The organism is Streptomyces sp. NPDC048643, assembly GCF_040650615.1.
In the GTDB taxonomy this organism is placed as follows: domain Bacteria; phylum Actinomycetota; class Actinomycetes; order Streptomycetales; family Streptomycetaceae; genus Streptomyces.
The window spans coordinates 385478-401008 of sequence record NZ_JBEZHO010000002.1; the positions used below are offsets into that span (position 1 = coordinate 385478).

The 15531-nt window shown below is 67.8% G+C and carries 14 protein-coding genes; 6 read left to right on the forward strand and 8 right to left on the reverse strand.

Features of this window, described 5'->3' with window-relative positions; translation table 11 throughout:
- Positions 1-24 precede the first annotated feature (24 nt).
- Complete coding sequence (locus AB0C62_RS03635; protein ID WP_362969429.1) at positions 25-546, reverse strand: Clp protease N-terminal domain-containing protein; 522 nt, start codon at positions 544-546, stop codon at positions 25-27.
- 287 nt (positions 547-833) lie between these two features.
- Between AB0C62_RS03635 and AB0C62_RS03640 the strand changes: the two genes are divergently transcribed.
- On the forward strand, positions 834-1262 hold the full coding sequence (locus AB0C62_RS03640; RefSeq protein WP_355867336.1) for an SRPBCC family protein: 429 nt from the start codon (positions 834-836) through the stop codon (positions 1260-1262).
- A 108-nt stretch (positions 1263-1370) separates the two neighbouring features.
- Here the strand turns inward: AB0C62_RS03640 and AB0C62_RS03645 are convergent, their stop codons facing one another.
- Positions 1371-2024, reverse strand: coding sequence for a PadR family transcriptional regulator (locus AB0C62_RS03645; protein WP_362969430.1), 654 nt, complete (start codon positions 2022-2024; stop codon positions 1371-1373).
- A gap of 478 nt (positions 2025-2502) precedes the next feature.
- Between AB0C62_RS03645 and AB0C62_RS03650 the strand changes: the two genes are divergently transcribed.
- The gene (locus AB0C62_RS03650; protein WP_362969431.1) at positions 2503-4152 is read left to right on the forward strand and encodes a hypothetical protein; all 1650 of its coding nucleotides are present in this window, start codon (positions 2503-2505) and stop codon (positions 4150-4152) included.
- 271 nt (positions 4153-4423) lie between these two features.
- Here the strand turns inward: AB0C62_RS03650 and AB0C62_RS03655 are convergent, their stop codons facing one another.
- Positions 4424-6427, reverse strand: coding sequence for a HEAT repeat domain-containing protein (locus AB0C62_RS03655; RefSeq protein WP_362969432.1), 2004 nt, complete (start codon positions 6425-6427; stop codon positions 4424-4426).
- Positions 6428-6454: 27 nt separating this feature from the next.
- Positions 6455-6601 (reverse strand): hypothetical protein, encoded by a 147-nt coding sequence (locus tag AB0C62_RS03660; RefSeq protein ID WP_362969433.1) that lies wholly within the window; start codon positions 6599-6601, stop codon positions 6455-6457.
- Positions 6602-6683: 82 nt separating this feature from the next.
- Here AB0C62_RS03660 and AB0C62_RS03665 point away from each other — a divergent pair, with 82 nt between their 5' ends.
- On the forward strand, positions 6684-7340 hold the full coding sequence (locus AB0C62_RS03665; RefSeq protein ID WP_362969472.1) for a hypothetical protein: 657 nt from the start codon (positions 6684-6686) through the stop codon (positions 7338-7340).
- Positions 7337-7810, forward strand: coding sequence for a hypothetical protein (locus AB0C62_RS03670; RefSeq protein ID WP_362969434.1), 474 nt, complete (start codon positions 7337-7339; stop codon positions 7808-7810). The genes AB0C62_RS03665 and AB0C62_RS03670 overlap by 4 nt, the downstream gene beginning before the upstream one ends.
- A 1319-nt stretch (positions 7811-9129) precedes the next feature.
- Here the strand turns inward: AB0C62_RS03670 and AB0C62_RS03675 are convergent.
- Genes AB0C62_RS03675 through AB0C62_RS03685 form a run of 3 tightly spaced genes read right to left on the reverse strand, consistent with a single transcriptional unit; the run spans position 9130 to position 12997 of the window.
- Entirely contained in the window at positions 9130-10164 is a 1035-nt protein-coding gene (locus AB0C62_RS03675) for an ATP-binding protein (RefSeq protein WP_362969435.1), read from the reverse strand.
- Positions 10161-12248: a Mu transposase C-terminal domain-containing protein gene (locus AB0C62_RS03680; protein WP_362969436.1), complete on the reverse strand. Its 2088-nt coding sequence runs from the start codon at positions 12246-12248 to the stop codon at positions 10161-10163. The genes AB0C62_RS03675 and AB0C62_RS03680 overlap by 4 nt, the downstream gene beginning before the upstream one ends.
- A complete protein-coding gene (locus AB0C62_RS03685; RefSeq protein WP_362969437.1) occupies positions 12236-12997 on the reverse strand; it encodes a TnsA-like heteromeric transposase endonuclease subunit in 762 nt (253 codons plus the stop codon). Before AB0C62_RS03685 ends, AB0C62_RS03680 begins: the two co-directional genes overlap by 13 nt.
- A gap of 155 nt (positions 12998-13152) precedes the next feature.
- Between AB0C62_RS03685 and AB0C62_RS03690 the strand changes: the two genes are divergently transcribed.
- On the forward strand, positions 13153-13572 hold the full coding sequence (locus tag AB0C62_RS03690) for a hypothetical protein (protein WP_362969438.1): 420 nt from the start codon (positions 13153-13155) through the stop codon (positions 13570-13572).
- A 236-nt stretch (positions 13573-13808) separates the two neighbouring features.
- On the forward strand, positions 13809-14618 hold the full coding sequence (locus AB0C62_RS03695) for a PhzF family phenazine biosynthesis protein (protein WP_362969439.1): 810 nt from the start codon (positions 13809-13811) through the stop codon (positions 14616-14618).
- A gap of 102 nt (positions 14619-14720) precedes the next feature.
- Here the strand turns inward: AB0C62_RS03695 and AB0C62_RS03700 are convergent, their stop codons facing one another.
- Entirely contained in the window at positions 14721-15521 is an 801-nt protein-coding gene (locus AB0C62_RS03700; protein WP_362969440.1) for a type II CAAX endopeptidase family protein, read from the reverse strand.
- Positions 15522-15531: the final 10 nt, after the last annotated feature.

The following is a 15531-nucleotide window of genomic DNA, read 5'->3' on the forward strand; positions in this document are numbered from 1 at the left end:
CCGTCACCCCCAATGGCACCTGTCTCAACGGCTGGACTCCGTCGCCGCTCTTTCCGGCCGCACCGGGATGTCGACCCCGGCGTGCGCGAGGACCTCGACGGCCCTCGACAGCGGGTCGGCGACGAGTGCGTCGAACAGGTCGAGGCCGCGGGCGCGTTCGTCCCCGCGCACGAGGGCGCTCTCGTGGGCCCGCTCCATCGCGCCGGCCGCCGCCGGCGACCAGCCCGCCTCGGTGACGACCGGGACCGCGCCGGAGTCCTCGACGGTGCCCTGCCAGCGCAGTCCGTAGCCGATGCTGCGCTGCACGAGGTAGCCGAGGAGCCGGGCGAGCTGCGCTCCCCCGTCGAAGGCGGCGCGCACCTCGGGGTCGGACTCCAGCAGCGAGTGCAGCAGATGAGCCGTGTCGATCTGCCGATCGCCGTCCCGCAGCGCCCGTCTTCGCGCACCGGAGACCACCGAGGCCAGCTCCACGCTGAGACCGGCATCGTTGTCAGGATGGTTCGGGCCGCTCTCGGCGGCGGACTGCTGGGGGATACGGGACGACACATCCCCTACCTCATCAGCCTCGCGGAGCCGGGGCATCCCCGGCGGGCAGCATCTTGGCGTCCGACACAGGGTGGGCATCCCTGTGCGGATTCTCCTCCCTGCGGATGACTTCGCGCCGATTCCTCCCGAGGGGCGCGCGCCGCCTTGCGTCAGTGCCCGCGGGCCTCTCCGTCCCCTCCCGCCAATTTCTGACGGTTCATCAGTATTGAATGTTGCGGGGCCTGCGGCTACGTTCCGCGACACCGGAGCTGCGCCGGGCGCAGCCCCCGACACGAAGGGGTGGTCGCATGGCCGAAGTCAGCGCGGAAGCACGCATCGAGGCGCCCGCCGAGAAGATCTGGGACCGGCTCACGGACTGGTCGGGGTACGGCGAGTGGAACGCGACGCACACGAACTTCCCGAACGGCGGCCCCGAGAAGTTCGAGGTGGGCGGCACCTTCGCGGAGAACATGAAGCTCATGGGCTTCCCGGCCGAGGTCACCTGGACGATCGAGGAACTGGAGCCCGGCCGTGTCCTCGCCATCCGCGGCAAGGGCCCGATGGCGGTGAACGTCACCACGCGCTACACGCTCACCCCCGACGGCGACGCCACGTCGGTGCGCATCGACGGCGAGTTCACGGGCGCCGCGGTCTCCCTCATGGCCGGCAAGCTCAAGGACTCGGCGACGGCCGCGCTCGACGAGTCGCTGCGCAAGCTGTCCGGACTGGTGGCCTGAGTCCCGCCCGGCTCCACGTCGCGCGCGGCGGCACCCGGCACCCGGTATGCGGAAAGGCGCCCCGCGGAAACACTTCCACGGGGCGCCGGCAGGTACCACAGCATGCCGTCAGTCCTCGTCGGCGAGGATCAGGTACAGCTTCTTGCGGGCTTCGTTGATGACCTTCAGCGCCTTGTCGCGCTGATCCTTGCTGCCGGTCTTCCAGACCTGGCCGAAGGCCTCCATGAGGCCGAATCCGGCCTGCCGGATCTCGTGCAGCGTCTCCCAGTCGACCCCGCGCCCAGCCTCTTCCCAGGGCGCGTCGGGTCCCTCGTCGGCCGCGCTGCGGCCGGACTCGGTGAGAGAGAACAGCTTCTTGCCGCCCTCCGCCTCACTGGTGATCAGGCCCTCGTCCTCCAGCAGCTGGAGGGTCGGGTACACCGAACCCGGGCTGGGCTTCCACGCCCCGCCGCTGCGCTCGGCGATCTCCTGGATCATCTCGTAACCATGCATGGGCCGGTCCTTGAGCAGAGCGAGGATCGACGCGCGCACGTCGCCGCGCCGCGCCCTCCCCCGCGGTCCGCCCCGACCGCCACGCCCGCCCCAGGGGCCGGGACCGAAGCCCGGTCCGCCGAAGCCGGGGCCACCGGGACCACCCGGTCCGAAGGGCCCGAAAGCCCCACGCCGCCCCTCGAAGCCGCCCCGACCTCGATGGCCGGGCCCGCCGTGGTGTCCATGTCCGTGTTCGTGCTCGTATCCGAAATCTTCTCCACGGGAACGCATCGCAATCACTCCATTCCATCGTTGATCGGTCGCGATGCGTCAACGATATATCGGAAGCACTCACAAGACAACCCCTCGGATCGAGCACTCCCTGACTTGTCTCATCGAAGCTGGGGCACGTCTCAGCGAAGGTGGGTCGACGACGGTTTGTCTCAGTGAAGACGGGCCACTGCCCTATCCGTCTCATCGAAGATGGGCCAGCCCGTTGGGCCCCAGTGAAGGCGGGCCGGCCTCGGTCGGCCCGGGCAGGCGATGATCGTGCGGGCTGCCTGGGTCGGACGGGGTGACCGGCGGTCGCATCGGTGCAGCTGAGATGACCTGCCTATGCCCCTCGTGATCGACAGCGGACGTGGAGATCTTGATCAGCGGGAGGGGTGGAGGCGCCGCCGGACGGCGAGCTGGCGGTACGCCGGCGGCGATGGCGTCTCTATTGCCTGATATTGGGGCGGGTAGGCCGCAAGCGGTCTACCCTTCCCCCATGTCAGCTCTCTCGCCACTGAACCGTGCCTTCAACCAAATCCCGAAGCGTGCAGAGAAGCAAGAAAGCCCCCAGCTGCACGAGACGTTCGTCGACTCGGGGGTCGTAGATGTGATCAACACGGTCGATCACCAGGTCATCTACGGCCGACGAGGCACTGGCAAGACCCACGCCCTCAGCTACCTGGGTTCAGAGGTCGCAGCCAACGGTGATCTGGCTCTGTACATAGACCTCCGCACCATCGGGTCGGCTAACGGTCTGTTCGATCCGCAGTCGGCTCCGATTACAGAGCGGGCCGCTCGCCTGCTCGTGGATCTTCTCGGCCAGTTGCACGAGTCATTGCTCAACGCAGTGCTTGAAGACGACTCGTTGATGGAGGACGGCCGCTTCGTAGAGAAGGCCGATCAGCTCATCGCGGCGATCACCTCGGTCCGAGTCCTGGGCGAGGTTGAGCAAACTGCGGAGGCGGAGAACAAGACTGGTGTCAGGTCCGGCAGATCGCTTGAAGCGCGTCTCACGCCCCAGGACGTCCGGGTATCCGGCAAGATCAGCAGCGATGCATCATCTGAAGATCGCGGGCTGCACCGGGAGACCCGGAAGGGCACCGAACAGATCAGCCTCAACTTCAGTGACGTGGCCAAGGCCCTACGTGAACTTGGAGGAACGCTCTCCAGCCGACGGGTGTGGATCCTCCTCGATGAGTGGAGCAGCGTCCCGCGAGACCTTCAGCCCTACTTGGCTCAGTTCTTGACTCGTTGTGTCCTTCCCGTCCATAAGTTCACGGTCAAAATCGCTGCCATCGAGCAGCAGTCGAACTTCAGGACTCAGGTCGACGGCGTCACGATCGGGATCGAGCTCGGCGCGGACATGGGCGCCCATGTGAACCTCGATGACTTCTTGGTCTTCGAAGGCAACGAAGAGCGGGCGCGCTCGTTCTTCCAAGGGTTGTTCGTCAAGCATCTCCACAGCATTGCCGCAGACACGTCCAACTCGGCGTTGGCCCAAATTCCAGGGAGCCTCGTCTCTGCGGGGTTCACGGACAAGCGTGCGTTTGACGAGCTTGTCCGTGCGGCCGAGGGAGTTCCAAGGGACGCTCTGTACATTGCGGCCAAGGCCGCGATGAAGGCAGGCCAGGGAAAGATCTCGGTCCCCCTGGTTCGGGACGCTACCCACGGCTGGTACCACGGAGACAAGATGACCGGGCTCACGAGCCTGGTCGAGGCGCGACGGCTCCTTGAGTGGATCATCACCGAGGTCATCCGGGGAAAGCGTGCCCGGGCCTTTCTCGTCAACTCCGCTGACTCCCGAGATGACCTTCTTCTCGCTCTCTTTGACGCCCGGGTACTGCACATCCTCCGTCGTGGCTACTCCGCGCAGGATCATCCGGGCGAGCGGTTCGACATCTGGGGCATTGACTACGGCGCCTACGTCGACTTGGTACAGACACAGAGCGCGCCGGCCGGAGTGCTGCCGATCTTCGATGAGGAGGGTGTCGAGGCCTACGCGGATATCGACGTCCCCATGCAAGATCACAGGGCCATCCGCCGAGCCATCCTGGACCTTCAGCTCTTCTACGGAGTCGAAGGAGAGCAAGGCCCGGACCTTGGGCAACAGACTGAGGCACCCGCTGAAGCGGAGCCCGTCGGCTGAACCCTGCCGCTATGGGTATGGGGGGGCTCGACCAGCATCGCCGAATTCCCCTCGTGGCTACGTACGCAAGTTGTGCGTCTGGCTCAACTTCTTTGGAGTTGTGCTGTCAGCCCCCGCACCCCCGCTGAGTCAAGCCGCTGACCTGCCCCCTTCCGCCGCTCCGGTGTACTGAGCACCGGAGCGGCACCGCGGAGTTGAGCCAGAGCACAAGCTGCAACTCGTGAACAAAAGCCACGGTCCGACCAGGGCCCGCATGTAAACCTCATGCGGATTAAACAGAAGCACTGAGCAGCTCTCTGACGGCGGTGCGGATGTTCTCGTCCTGGACGAAGCCTCGCCAGCCGCCGTTGGTACGCAGCCGCTGGTCCCGGGCGGGCACGTCGCGCAAGAGGTCTGCGGCAGGTTGGGCTGCTTGCCCGAGCTTGGCCAAGTGGTCCAGTGCGGGAAGCATGACGGGCAGGTAGGTGCCCTTGGTCAGATCCAGCACGGCCGTCGCTAGCACTGGGACCGCGGTCTCGGCGTCGCTGGTCACAGCCCACAGGGCGTGTGCTGCCTCGACACGAGTCCAGGGGTCGGTGTCGCTTGTCATCGCCCTGAGGCGGTCTGCGTAGGGGGCGGCATGAGGTCCGAAGCTGGCGAGCTTACGCAGGGTGGGATGGCGGAACCTTCGCTCCTCAACGCTGCGTCCGAGTATTTCCAGGGCCGGCCCAGGTTCGCCGCCGACTCTCCAGTACGCCCAAGCCGCGAGTTCCGTGTGCGGTGCGGCGTCACGCAATCGGGATAGGAGCAGGTCCCGTGCACCGACCCCCGCCGACCCGATCCCTGCCAGGGCCTTCGCCGCCGCCATCCAGGTTCGGTCGTCCTCCAGGAGGCCGAGCAGCTGTGGAACAGCTGCCCCTGCAACGGGCCCCCAGTCCGCGAGTCCCTCGCAGAGACGGTTGAGCAGGCGGTCATCCGTAGCGGTGTCAAGCTGGCCGCAGATCGACGGAAGGAGCCGCTCGGCGTGGTCCGAGAGGTAGCCCAGCACCTCATCGAGTGCGGGGAGGACGACAGGGTGCAGGTCTGTGGCGGGGTAGTGGGCGGATGTCGATGCGAAGCCGGAGCGTGCGCCGGAGATCAGTTCGATCAGGCCCGGCAAGCAGCGCGGATCGTTCATCCGGGCCAGGGCCCACAGGGCGGCCTCGCCTACGGTCTCCCGTTTGCGTGTGGTGCGGGCGGAGGTGTCAGAGAGGAGTGTGGCGACCTCGTCAGCGTGGGCGGCGGCCGCCGGGCCGAGGCAGGCCAGCAACTCGGCCGCCCGGAAGCGTGCTTCGGGGGCGGGATCGTACAGTCGCGCGACGAGACGCGGCAAAAGGGCAGCGGTCGGTGAGCGCCACTGAGACAGCAGCCTGCCCGCCTGGGCCAAGGCACCGATCCGCTGTTCGGCGTCGTGATGGTCTGCCAGCAGGCCGAGCGTGAATGTGGGGGCGGGGCCCGCTATCAGACCCGCAGCCCAGTGGTGGACACCCAGTACTCCGGTTTGCACCGAACTGGTGTGGCGCCACAGCTCGATGGTGGGGTCCCGGACCGCTTCGAGAATCAGGTCGAGCCGCTCGGCAGGCAAGCCCGGGTCGTTCGGGGCAAGCGCGTGCACCGCTGCCAAGCGTATCTGAGCCTGTGGAGAGTCGAGCAGATCACGGAGCAGGTCGAAGACCTCGGCGCCATGTCCGCCGACTGGCGCGCGTAGGGCCGCCTGGCCCAGTGAGAGGACGAGCTCAAGGCGGGTGGCCAGATCATCCTCCGCCTCCCAGCACCGCAGCAGCCCAGGCAGAACCAACTCACCGGGGCTATCGCAGGCAGCGAGCACGTCGGCTGCGGCCCGCCGGATCTCCGGCTCGGGATCGTCCAGCAGGCCCAGCAACTCGGGCAGGGCCTGTGTCCACGCCGGCGCCCAGCCGGGATCCAGGAACCGGGCTTCGATCCGACCGGCTTCCGCCGCCAGCATCGCCACCAATTCCAGCATCGCGCAGCGGCTCGGCACTTGCGGTGTCGCAGCGAGGCGGAGTACGAAGGGCAGTGCGGCCGAGGCGGCGGAACAGACCCAGCCACCTTGGTGGAAGAGCAGATTGAGCAGCTCGGACGAGGCGTCGTCTGCGTCGTCCTGATTCGGACCCCCGCATCGGCGAAGCAGGCCGGGTACATCCTCGGCAGACCCGTAGTTGTGCTTCAGCCCAGCCCAGTCGGCCTCATCCAATCCCACCCACATGCGCGCGATCTTACCGGCCGGGTTACCCACGAAGCTCAGCCGAGCCCGCAACGGCATTTACGCCCTTGGCCGCTCCATGCCAACCAGCCTTGCGGCGGCAGCGATCCCCGACTGCGGCCAGCCGTCCAGGCTGAGGACGGTGACAGCGAGGCAGCCGTCGACGAGGTCGGAGCGGTACTGGATCTTCTTGAGTCGGCGTTTCACGGCTCGGCGAAGACGAGGATGCTCGGGGTAATCGGGAGGCGAGATCGGCGACGGATGAGGAACACTTCGCCAGGTGATCGTGATGCAGCCCGTTCTAGAGATGAACACCCCCGATGGGTTCGACCTCTGGCCTGTCGCCGAGACCGAACGGTTCAGTTTCCTGCCGCTCAACGGTGAACTTCCACCCGCCGAGATCGGGACGGCGCTCATGCGCATCGCCGCCTGCAATGACATAGACCCCGACGACGATGGCGACCTCCCGCCTCGGCCGACCGAGCCTCTCAGCGGCTTCCTCCACGGACTGCTGAACCTCGACAGCCCTTACGTGGCGGGCGGCCTGCGCGTCACGGACAACTCCACGGGCATCGCCTTCTCGCCCGGCTGCTGTGACGGACTGGAGGACTGGCACGACTGGCACCAGGTCGTCGACGGCAGCGGCGTAATCGGGTACGGCCACGATCCGGAGCCGTCGCTGGCCGAGCGCCTCGGGGATACCATCCGCCTCACCGTCGACACCGACCGGAACGACAGTCCCGTGATCGAGCTGTCAGTCACCGAGCTCCGCCATCTGCTCGCCAGCGCCGAGCGCGACCTGACCGAGTTCCTCGCGGCGGCAACGGACTGGATTTCCGAACACCTACCTGACTACTCCGCTCCTCTGACCGCCGCCCTTGCCCGCGTTCTCGCCCTTCCCGCGCCGGGCATACCGCCAACGCCGCTCGATACGGAACGAACGTGACTGCTGGCATGCGCATGGCCTGGACGCTCGACGGACATGGCTGGGCCAACTGCACAGTTGAAGATCAACAGACCAAGGTCGAGCTCACCGCCTCCTACATCACCAGCGCTCCAGAGGAGTTGCTCACCGCCGTGGCCCGGCTCGTCTCAGGCGAAACAGACACCCGCGCGCAGTTCGAAGCCGAGCCCACCGCCTTCCGGTGGATCTTCTACCGCCAAGGCGACGACGCCTGGATCCGCATCCTGGAACTGCGCCGTGGCAGCGACCACGACCACAAGGGCACCGAGATCTGGTCGAGTCAACTTCACATCGACACGCTAGCCCGAGCCGTGATCCGCTGCTTCGACGAGGTTGTTAAGACCTACGACGAGAGCGGCTACCGAGGTAAATGGGGTGAGCACTTCCCTCGAACCGAACTCGAAGCCCTCAGACGCCTCTGGAACGCTCATCTACACGGAGATGACGCATAGCCCACGGTCGCCCGTTGCTCATGTCTACTGAGACGGGACTTGATCGGCGGTGTCTGCTCCGCGGGTGCTGAGTTCCATTCGCCACCGGACGGCCTTCTGACGGCATGCTCCTGAGCACCAGCGGCGGGTGTCGTGCGGCTTTCGGTCGCTCAGCGATATCGCGCAGATCCCGCATGCGAGCTGTTGGGATCGCTGATCAAGCGCCTCACTCCAACACTTGGTTGAGCACCAAGGGCAGCTGCGGGAGGCGGTTCCCTGGAACGGGTGTTCGCAGTTGAGACAGTGCAGTGTCGTCGTCTTGACTGGCTGCGGTCTCGGTGTCTTGCGCAGCGTCGGCGCCGCAAGCAGAGGGCGGGCCTGTCGCCGGCAACTGTCTGAACACCAGCGACGAGCTCTCCCGGACGGCCCTAGCTCGAACAGGGTCTGGCAGTGATCGCAGCTCAACGGCCCGCGGTAGGCGGTTGGGGCTCGACGCCGGTATCTCCGCTGACGACATCGGTCTGAGCACCAGCGACTTGCTCTGCCGGACGGCCCTCGCTCGAAGGAGGTACTGCATAGTTCGCAGATCAAAGGCCTGAGGTAGGTGGTCGGGTCGAGGCGCCGGTATGCCCGCTGACGGCATCGACTTGAGCACCAGCGACGAAGTGGCCAGGTGCGGTGTTCAGAGCGAATCGGGGTTCCGCAGAATGCGCAGGTCGAGAACTGTTCGGATAGTTGTTCAACCTCAGTGATCTGGTTCCAGCGGATGACCTGCTGACGGCAGGGGGCCGAGCAAGTACGGCGAGAAGCATGAGAGTCGGGCGGCAGCGGGCGCTCGCAGGCGAGGCAGGCACGGTCAGTCGGCGGTTCTTCGCCCTCGGCTGGCAGAACACCCTGCCGCATGAGGTAGGCCCTTCTCCGGCAAGGTGACGAGCACAGCCGGTGACGCTGGCCGATCTGGATCTTCATCGGTTTCTGGCAGATCCTGCAGGGGGCCTTGGTGTAGCGCTTCCGGGAGATGCGCATGCGGCAGCGGGCCGAGCAGAGGAAGGCCCGTCTGCCGAACGCGCTGGAGGGTGGGAGATCGATGCCGCACTCTCTACACTGTCTCGTCTCCAGCGTCGTTCGCAGGAAGTCGGGGTCTCGGCCGGTGACTGCGGCGAGGCGGTCCCATGAGGGTGTGCCGCGGTGCAGTGGCGGCTTGGCGAGGAACTTCCGCAGGTAGGCGGGTGGCAGCTGGTTCGCGTGGGCCAGGCGGGTGATGAAGGACGGGCCCCCTTCACCGGCAATGGGGCGGATCTGGAAGGGGAGTCGGGCGACCGGCGGATCGTTGCCTGGGGTCATTCCCCGGGTTCCGGTGTCGAGGGACCTTTGGGACGCCTGCGTCGTGAGGCGATGTCGAGATCGACGGCCAGCAGACCGGCTTTGGTGATCTTCTGCGTGCCGGTCAGGATGGCGTCGACTGCGGCTCCGCGGATCTGGTGGGAGAGAGTGCCGATCATGCCGCCGGTCCGGGTGTGGATGAAGCGGTCCAGCCGGGTCAACGTGCCTGGCTTGTGCTGGTCCAGCAGCAGGTTCGCCTCCATCTGCGCGACCAGGGACTTCCATTCCGCGTTGTAGGGGAACGGGTGGGTGGCCACCGAGGTGAAGCGTCCGGCGATCTGGTCACCGCGGGTGCCCGAGAGCAGGCCGCCCTCCTCGATGTCGATGCCCGCGTAGGCGAAAGTCGCCGGGATCCGCTCGGAGAAGTACTTCAGGGTGTCGGAAGCCTCGGCGCCGTGGCGGGTCTGCAGGGAGATGTTGTGGATCTCGTCGACCAGGACCAGGCCGGTGCGGGCCTTGGTGCAGACTCCGACCACCGCCTCGGTCAGGTCGGTGATGTTCGAACTGCGCAGGACCGGCAGGCCGAGGAATCGGGCGAACTCAGCGGCGATCATGCGGGGTGTCGCGGCCGGCGGGACGGTGATGTAGATGACCGGTATGCGTTCGTCCTGCCCGGGGTGGCGGCGCCGGTCCACGAGTTCGTGGGCCAGGCCGAGCTGGGTGAGCGCGATGGTCTTGCCGGTGTTGGCCGGGCCGGAGACGATCAGGCCGCGGCGGGCACTGATCGAACCCCGGTTCAAGATGATGAGGCGGCGGCCGCAGGTGACGGTGTGCCGGACGGTGGAGGTGGCGACCACTTGCAGGCGGGCGTGGTGGTCGAGCCGGTCCTCGTCGTAGGCGTACTTGTCCTCCTTGGTGAGCGCGTCGTACTCGGTCTGGGAGAGCTGGACCATCGGCTCGCGAGTCGACGATGCGACGAACTCCCGCCAGCCGGTCCGGAGGGTCAGGTAGCGGCCGAAGTCCTCATGCGGATTGTCGGGAAGCGTTGTCACGATCGTCTCCAGGGGTCCTCGAGCGGGTCGAAGAGCCCCAGTGGGATCACTTCGGCCAGCGTCTCCTCGTCCTCCGCCGGTCCCTCGGATGCGAGTTCTTCCGGTGGTTCGGGCTGCAGTGGTGGTGCCGTCGGCGCTGTGGCTCTGGTCCTGGCGGCGATCCGGCGGTCGTTCTTGGAGGGCTTGTCCTTCTTGCTGCTCTTGGCTGCCGGGACGGGGCCGGCATGGGCGCGGGTCAGCAGGGCGGCGACCGCCTCTGCGAGTTCTTCCTCGGTGGCCTTGGGCAGTTGGTGGCTAATGTGGTCCCAGGCCAGGTCGCCGAAGGGGACCGGGGACCGGTTCAGGTACTTCCAGGTCGCCTGGACCCAGCCGCCGTCGCCTCGGTGATCGCGGACCCAGACGCGGGAGGCGTCGTAGGGGTCGCGGTGGACCTCCCAGAGGCCGCGTTTGGCGGTGACGCCGGAGCCCTGTCGGCGCATCGGCCCCAGCTCGGGGCTGTCGTAGGTGCGGTTGTTGATCCGGATGCCGTAGGCGTTGACGGCCCGCCAAGCTGCCGGCAAGAGCTCGATGTAGTCCTGGCCGCTGAGGGCGACCGGGACGTAGCCGCAGGACTCGACCAGAGCGGCGTACTTCTGGTTCGGCGTGAACAGCCGGCCGGGGTGGTCGGGGTCGCGCAGGCCCTCGTGGGGCCGGTTCTGCCAGTGGGCGACGATCCACTCGTCAAGCAGGTCCTGGAGCTCGGGCAGCGACCACAGGTTCTCCTGCTCGGGGCTCCGGCCGCGGTGGTCGGTGTTCCTGCCGGTGTACCCCGGCAGGAACTGAGTGAACAGGGTGGCGATCGAGCCCAGCATTTTCTCGATGTGGCCCTTCTCGAAGGGCGCCCCCTTGTGGGTGGGCTGGAAGTCGATCTCCAGGAACCGGCAGGAGGCCCGGAAGTTCTGAGAGATGAACACCTTGCCGTGGTCGCAGACGATGGCCTCGGGGACGATCACGGGTTTGGCTGCGGCGTGTTCCAGGCGTTCGTCCAGGGACAGCAGGCGGCGGTGCGGCAGCACAGACCGGGACATCTTGAGTGCGTCGACCCAGCCGGGCCGCATCAGCTCCGGGGTGACGGTCCGGGCCAGGAGCACGCTGGCGTCCACCGATTTGGTGGAGGGACGCAGTACGGCCGCCGACAGCGTCCTGGTCGCGACGTCGATCATGGCGGTCAGCTCGACCTTGCCGACCACGCCGTTGTCCAGCCGGACCATGGCGTCCAGCGGGGTGGAGTCGATCTGGACGACCTCGCCCGGCGCGGACACCGTCAGTTCCCCGAACGGGGCGGCCGCTCCGTGGGCCTTCGAGCGGCGGGTGACCGCTGATCCCGTCGTATGAGTGCCGGTCGTGAGTTTCGCCAGCAGACGGTAAAGGGTGGGCCTGGACGGCCACGCAGGCTCTCGGCCGTCTCCTTCTTCCCGGTCTGGCTGCCGCAGGATCTCGCCCGTTCGCCAGATCAGGTAGGCGCCGTTCCTGGTCGAGGTGTCGACGGCTTCCTTGATTGCCTGACGCATCGCGTCAACGACGGCCGGATCCACTGTCCCGTACTCCGGCCGTTTGCGGACTGGACGGTGGTCCGCCAGCCCGACGAGGCCGTCCGTCGCATAGCGGCGCCGCCAGTTACCAATCGTCTTGGCAGCCACCGTGTAGCCGGCTTCGTTCAGTTCGGTTGCCTTCTGCCTCTGTCTCGAGGTCACCGACGTCCCCGGGCCGTAACCAGGACGTGGAGCGGTTCCCGGTTCCGCGTCCGGCGGCAGCCCGTGGATGACCTCCAGAATGTGGCTCTCCACCCGCAATGCCTGTTTCACGGCCTCCGGCGGGAACGTCTCCAGCAGCCCGGACGCGGGCAGCGGCATCCGCTCCGGCCTGAACAACACCTCAAATCCGTCCGCCTCGAACAGATCGATCAAGGCCACTACCCGGTGGGACTCCTCGGCGTCCTCCAGCACCACGGCCTGGGCCGTGACCTGCAGGACGCCTCTCACCTGCCCGTCGAATCGGACCCTCTCCCCGACGCCCAGAGCCGGTGGGCGCCTCAGCCTGCCCACGGCCGGGCTCCCTCCGCCCAGACCAGGCTGTCGGTCTCCATCAGTACTCCTCCCAGGTCGGTCTCCAGGGCTCCGGACCACAACAGGTGAAACAGCACCGGCAGGACCTGCAACCGGTCGCCCACCAGCTCGGCTCCTTGCCACATCGCCTTCGGCTCGCCGAACACTTCCAGGAGCCGGTCCGCGATCGCGGCCGGGCTCCCGGACCGAGCGCGGCGATACCGGGCCAGCCAGCGGATATTGGCCATGAACACCGGATCGGGCCTGCCCGCCCACTCGAACTCCCACCCCACTCTCGCGCAGGCGCGTTCGGTGGCAGCGAATGCCTCACGCGTCCTGTCGTCCATGTCGTCCTCGGCACGGACGTCCACGATTCGAACCCGTCCGTCAGCCAGCCGGACAAAGTAGTCGGGGGCGTGACGATGCTTGCCGTCGTCGGTGTCCCAGTGCAGCCAGAACGGCTGAGAAATGATCGCGGCGACCTGCGGATCACGGTCGAGCAAGATCAGCCGGTCGCGCTCCAGCCACGATTCGTAACCCACATGATCGCGGGCAGTCACCGAGTAGTACCACCCTGCGAACCCCAGGCCACCCTTGCGCCAGCTGAACTCCCGAACCGGGTCAACGTCCTCGAACCGCGTGTCCCAGCTCGCTCCCAGCGAATGCCGGACGCTTGTACCGTTCAGAGAAAATCCCAGCTCAAAGCCCTCAAGCTCAGCAGCAGTTAACGCACCAACCGGTGCCCCCACGACGCCCCCACCAGATCAGACACCGATCGGCCCAACTTCGGTGAAACTAACGGGCACCCGTCCTTCTTCACTGAGAAACAGCCCACCTTCACTGAGACGGGTCACTCCCCTTCCTGCTGTTCAGCGTGCCGGCGAGGCCGCGTAGCCTCGCCCGCATGCCTCGCCGTTCGGAGCAGTCCCGTCGTCTCGTCGCCGATGGGCGTGTGTACCTGTGGACGCTGCGCCACAGTCACCGGCGGGATCCCGCCGGGCGTGCGGTCGGCTGCCGCCAGACCCTCACCCTGGCCCTGCAGCCGTCCGGCACCGGCGGCGCGCTGCGCGTCGTCTTCGCGTCCGGGCCCGGCCGGTACATCCCGGGCGGGGCCCCCATGGGCTCCGGGGACGTGGGCTTCGTCCGGGGCGCGGACCTGAACCTGCACGAGCCGGGCGCGGTCCGGGCCCTGCTGGACGTGGCGCTGGCCCGCGGATGGCGCCCCGAGGAGCGGCGGACGGCGGAGATCGACGGCTGGCCCTTGCTGGACGCCGCGGCCGCGGCGCGGGCCGCAGGATCCGGCTCCGAAGACCCACAGCCCTAGCGGGACACCCGTCGGCCACGTCGTCGTTCCTCACACCGCCCCGCGCGGCGATCGGACTTCGGGGCGGCCGATCGGACCACGCGCCGACGAGACGGCGTTCCGTCACCCGCGCCCCTCCCGAACTCCCGCCTGCCGGGCGGGCGTTCAGGGGGAGCGTGCACGGCAGGGCCGTCATGGGTCCAGACGCACCGGATTGGCCGTGGCCCCCCGCTTCGTACGGCGGCTAGCTTCGGACCATGCGCATTCGTATCGTCGACGCCTTCACCGACCGCCCCTTCGCCGGCAACCCGGCCGGGGTCCTCCTCCTCGACTCCTTCCCGGACGACGCGTGGCTCCGACACGTGGCCGTGGAGGTCAACCACGCGGAAACGGCGTTCACCCACCCCCTCCCCGCCGGCGGCGAGGCCGACTGGGCGCTGCGCTGGTTCACGCCCACCACCGAGGTCGCCCTGTGCGGGCACGCGACGCTGGCTGCCGCGCACGTCCTGCACACGACGGGCGCCCATCGGGGTCCGGTGCGGTTCGCCACGCACAGCGGCGTTCTCGTCGCCACCCCCGGCGACGACGGTTCGATCACGCTGGACTTCCCGACCGCGCCGCTCACAGCGGTCGCCGCCCCCGACGGTGTCGCCGAGGCACTCGGCGCCGAACCCCTGGCCACCTTCGACACGGGTCCGAACACCGGGGACCTGCTGATCGAGGTCGCGGACGAGAAGACGGTGCGCGGTCTCGCCCCGAACCACAAGGCGCTCGCCCGTCACTCGAAGCGCGGCATCATCGCGACCGCCCGCGCCGAAGACCCCGCCCGCGGCTACGACTTCGTCTCGCGCTGCTTCTTCCCCAACGTGGGCATCGACGAGGACCCGGTGACCGGCAGCGCGCACACCGCCCTCGCCCCGTTCTGGTCCGAGCGCCTCGGCCGAACGGCCCTCACGGGGCTCCAGGCCTCACCCCGCTCCGGCCTGGTCCGCACGGAACTGCGCGGAGAGCGCACCCTGCTCACCGGGCACGCGGTCACGGTCATCGACGGCGAACTGCTGGCGTAGCGCCGCCGGCGCCGCGAGTCCGTGCGACCTCACCACGCGGCTCGGCACACGGAAGGGGCGTACGACCCTGTCGTACGCCCCTCGGTGGTCCGCTCCCGGCGCTCATCCCGTCGGGAGCCATCCCACCTTGCCCGCGAGCAGCGCATATCCGACGAAGGCGCCGATGTCGAGCAGCGAGTGCGCCACCACGAGCGGTCCGACCCGGCCCCAGCGCCGGTACAGGTACACGAAGACGATGCCCATCGCCATGTTGCCGACGAACCCGCCGATGCCCTGGTAGAGGTGGTAGGAGCCGCGCAGCACCGCGCTCGCCACCAGCGCGGTCCCCGGCGTCCAGCCCAACTGCCCGAGCCTGCGCAGCAGGTACCCGACGACGATGACCTCCTCCAGTACGGCGTTCTGCACCGCCGAGAGGATCAGCACCGGGAATTTCCACCAGACGTCGGGCAACGCCTCGGGCACCACCGTGAGGTTGGCGCCGAACGCGCGTGCCGCGAGGTAGAAGGCGATTCCCGTACTGCCGATCACCGCCGCGACCACGGCACCGCGCCCGAGGTCCGGCCACGGGCGCGTGCGGTCGAAGCCGATCACCCGCATGCCCTTGCCCTCGCGCATCAGCAGGTGCGCGACGAGCGCGACCGGCACCAGAGCGGACGCGATACCGAAGAGTTGCCAGGCCAGATCGAGCCACGGACGCCCTGGTGCGGCCGAGGCGTTGAGCGTGGCCGCCTGGTCCTTCAAGCCGCCCGGTTTGGTGACCGATCCGACAAAGCTGATCAGGGCGGACACTCCGCTCGCACCGAGCGACAGCGCCAGGACGAGCAGCGTCTCATCCCGGAAAATCCGTCGTGTCAGCCCCTCCTCGCGAAAAGAATCGGCCGCCGACCCAGCCTCCACCTGCACTCCCGCCTCC

Bases quoted from the DNA above. Each gene is read 5' to 3' on its own strand.
- AB0C62_RS03640 (WP_355867336.1), top strand. From the start codon at position 834: ATGGCCGAAGTCAGCGCGGAAGCACGCATCGAGGCGCCCGCCGAGAAG.
- AB0C62_RS03645 (WP_362969430.1), bottom strand. From the start codon at position 2,024: ATGCGTTCCCGTGGAGAAGATTTCGGATACGAGCACGAACACGGACAT.
- AB0C62_RS03650 (WP_362969431.1), top strand. From the start codon at position 2,503: ATGTCAGCTCTCTCGCCACTGAACCGTGCCTTCAACCAAATCCCGAAG.
- AB0C62_RS03665 (WP_362969472.1), top strand. From the start codon at position 6,684: ATGCAGCCCGTTCTAGAGATGAACACCCCCGATGGGTTCGACCTCTGG.
- AB0C62_RS03690 (WP_362969438.1), top strand. From the start codon at position 13,153: ATGCCTCGCCGTTCGGAGCAGTCCCGTCGTCTCGTCGCCGATGGGCGT.
- AB0C62_RS03695 (WP_362969439.1), top strand. From the start codon at position 13,809: ATGCGCATTCGTATCGTCGACGCCTTCACCGACCGCCCCTTCGCCGGC.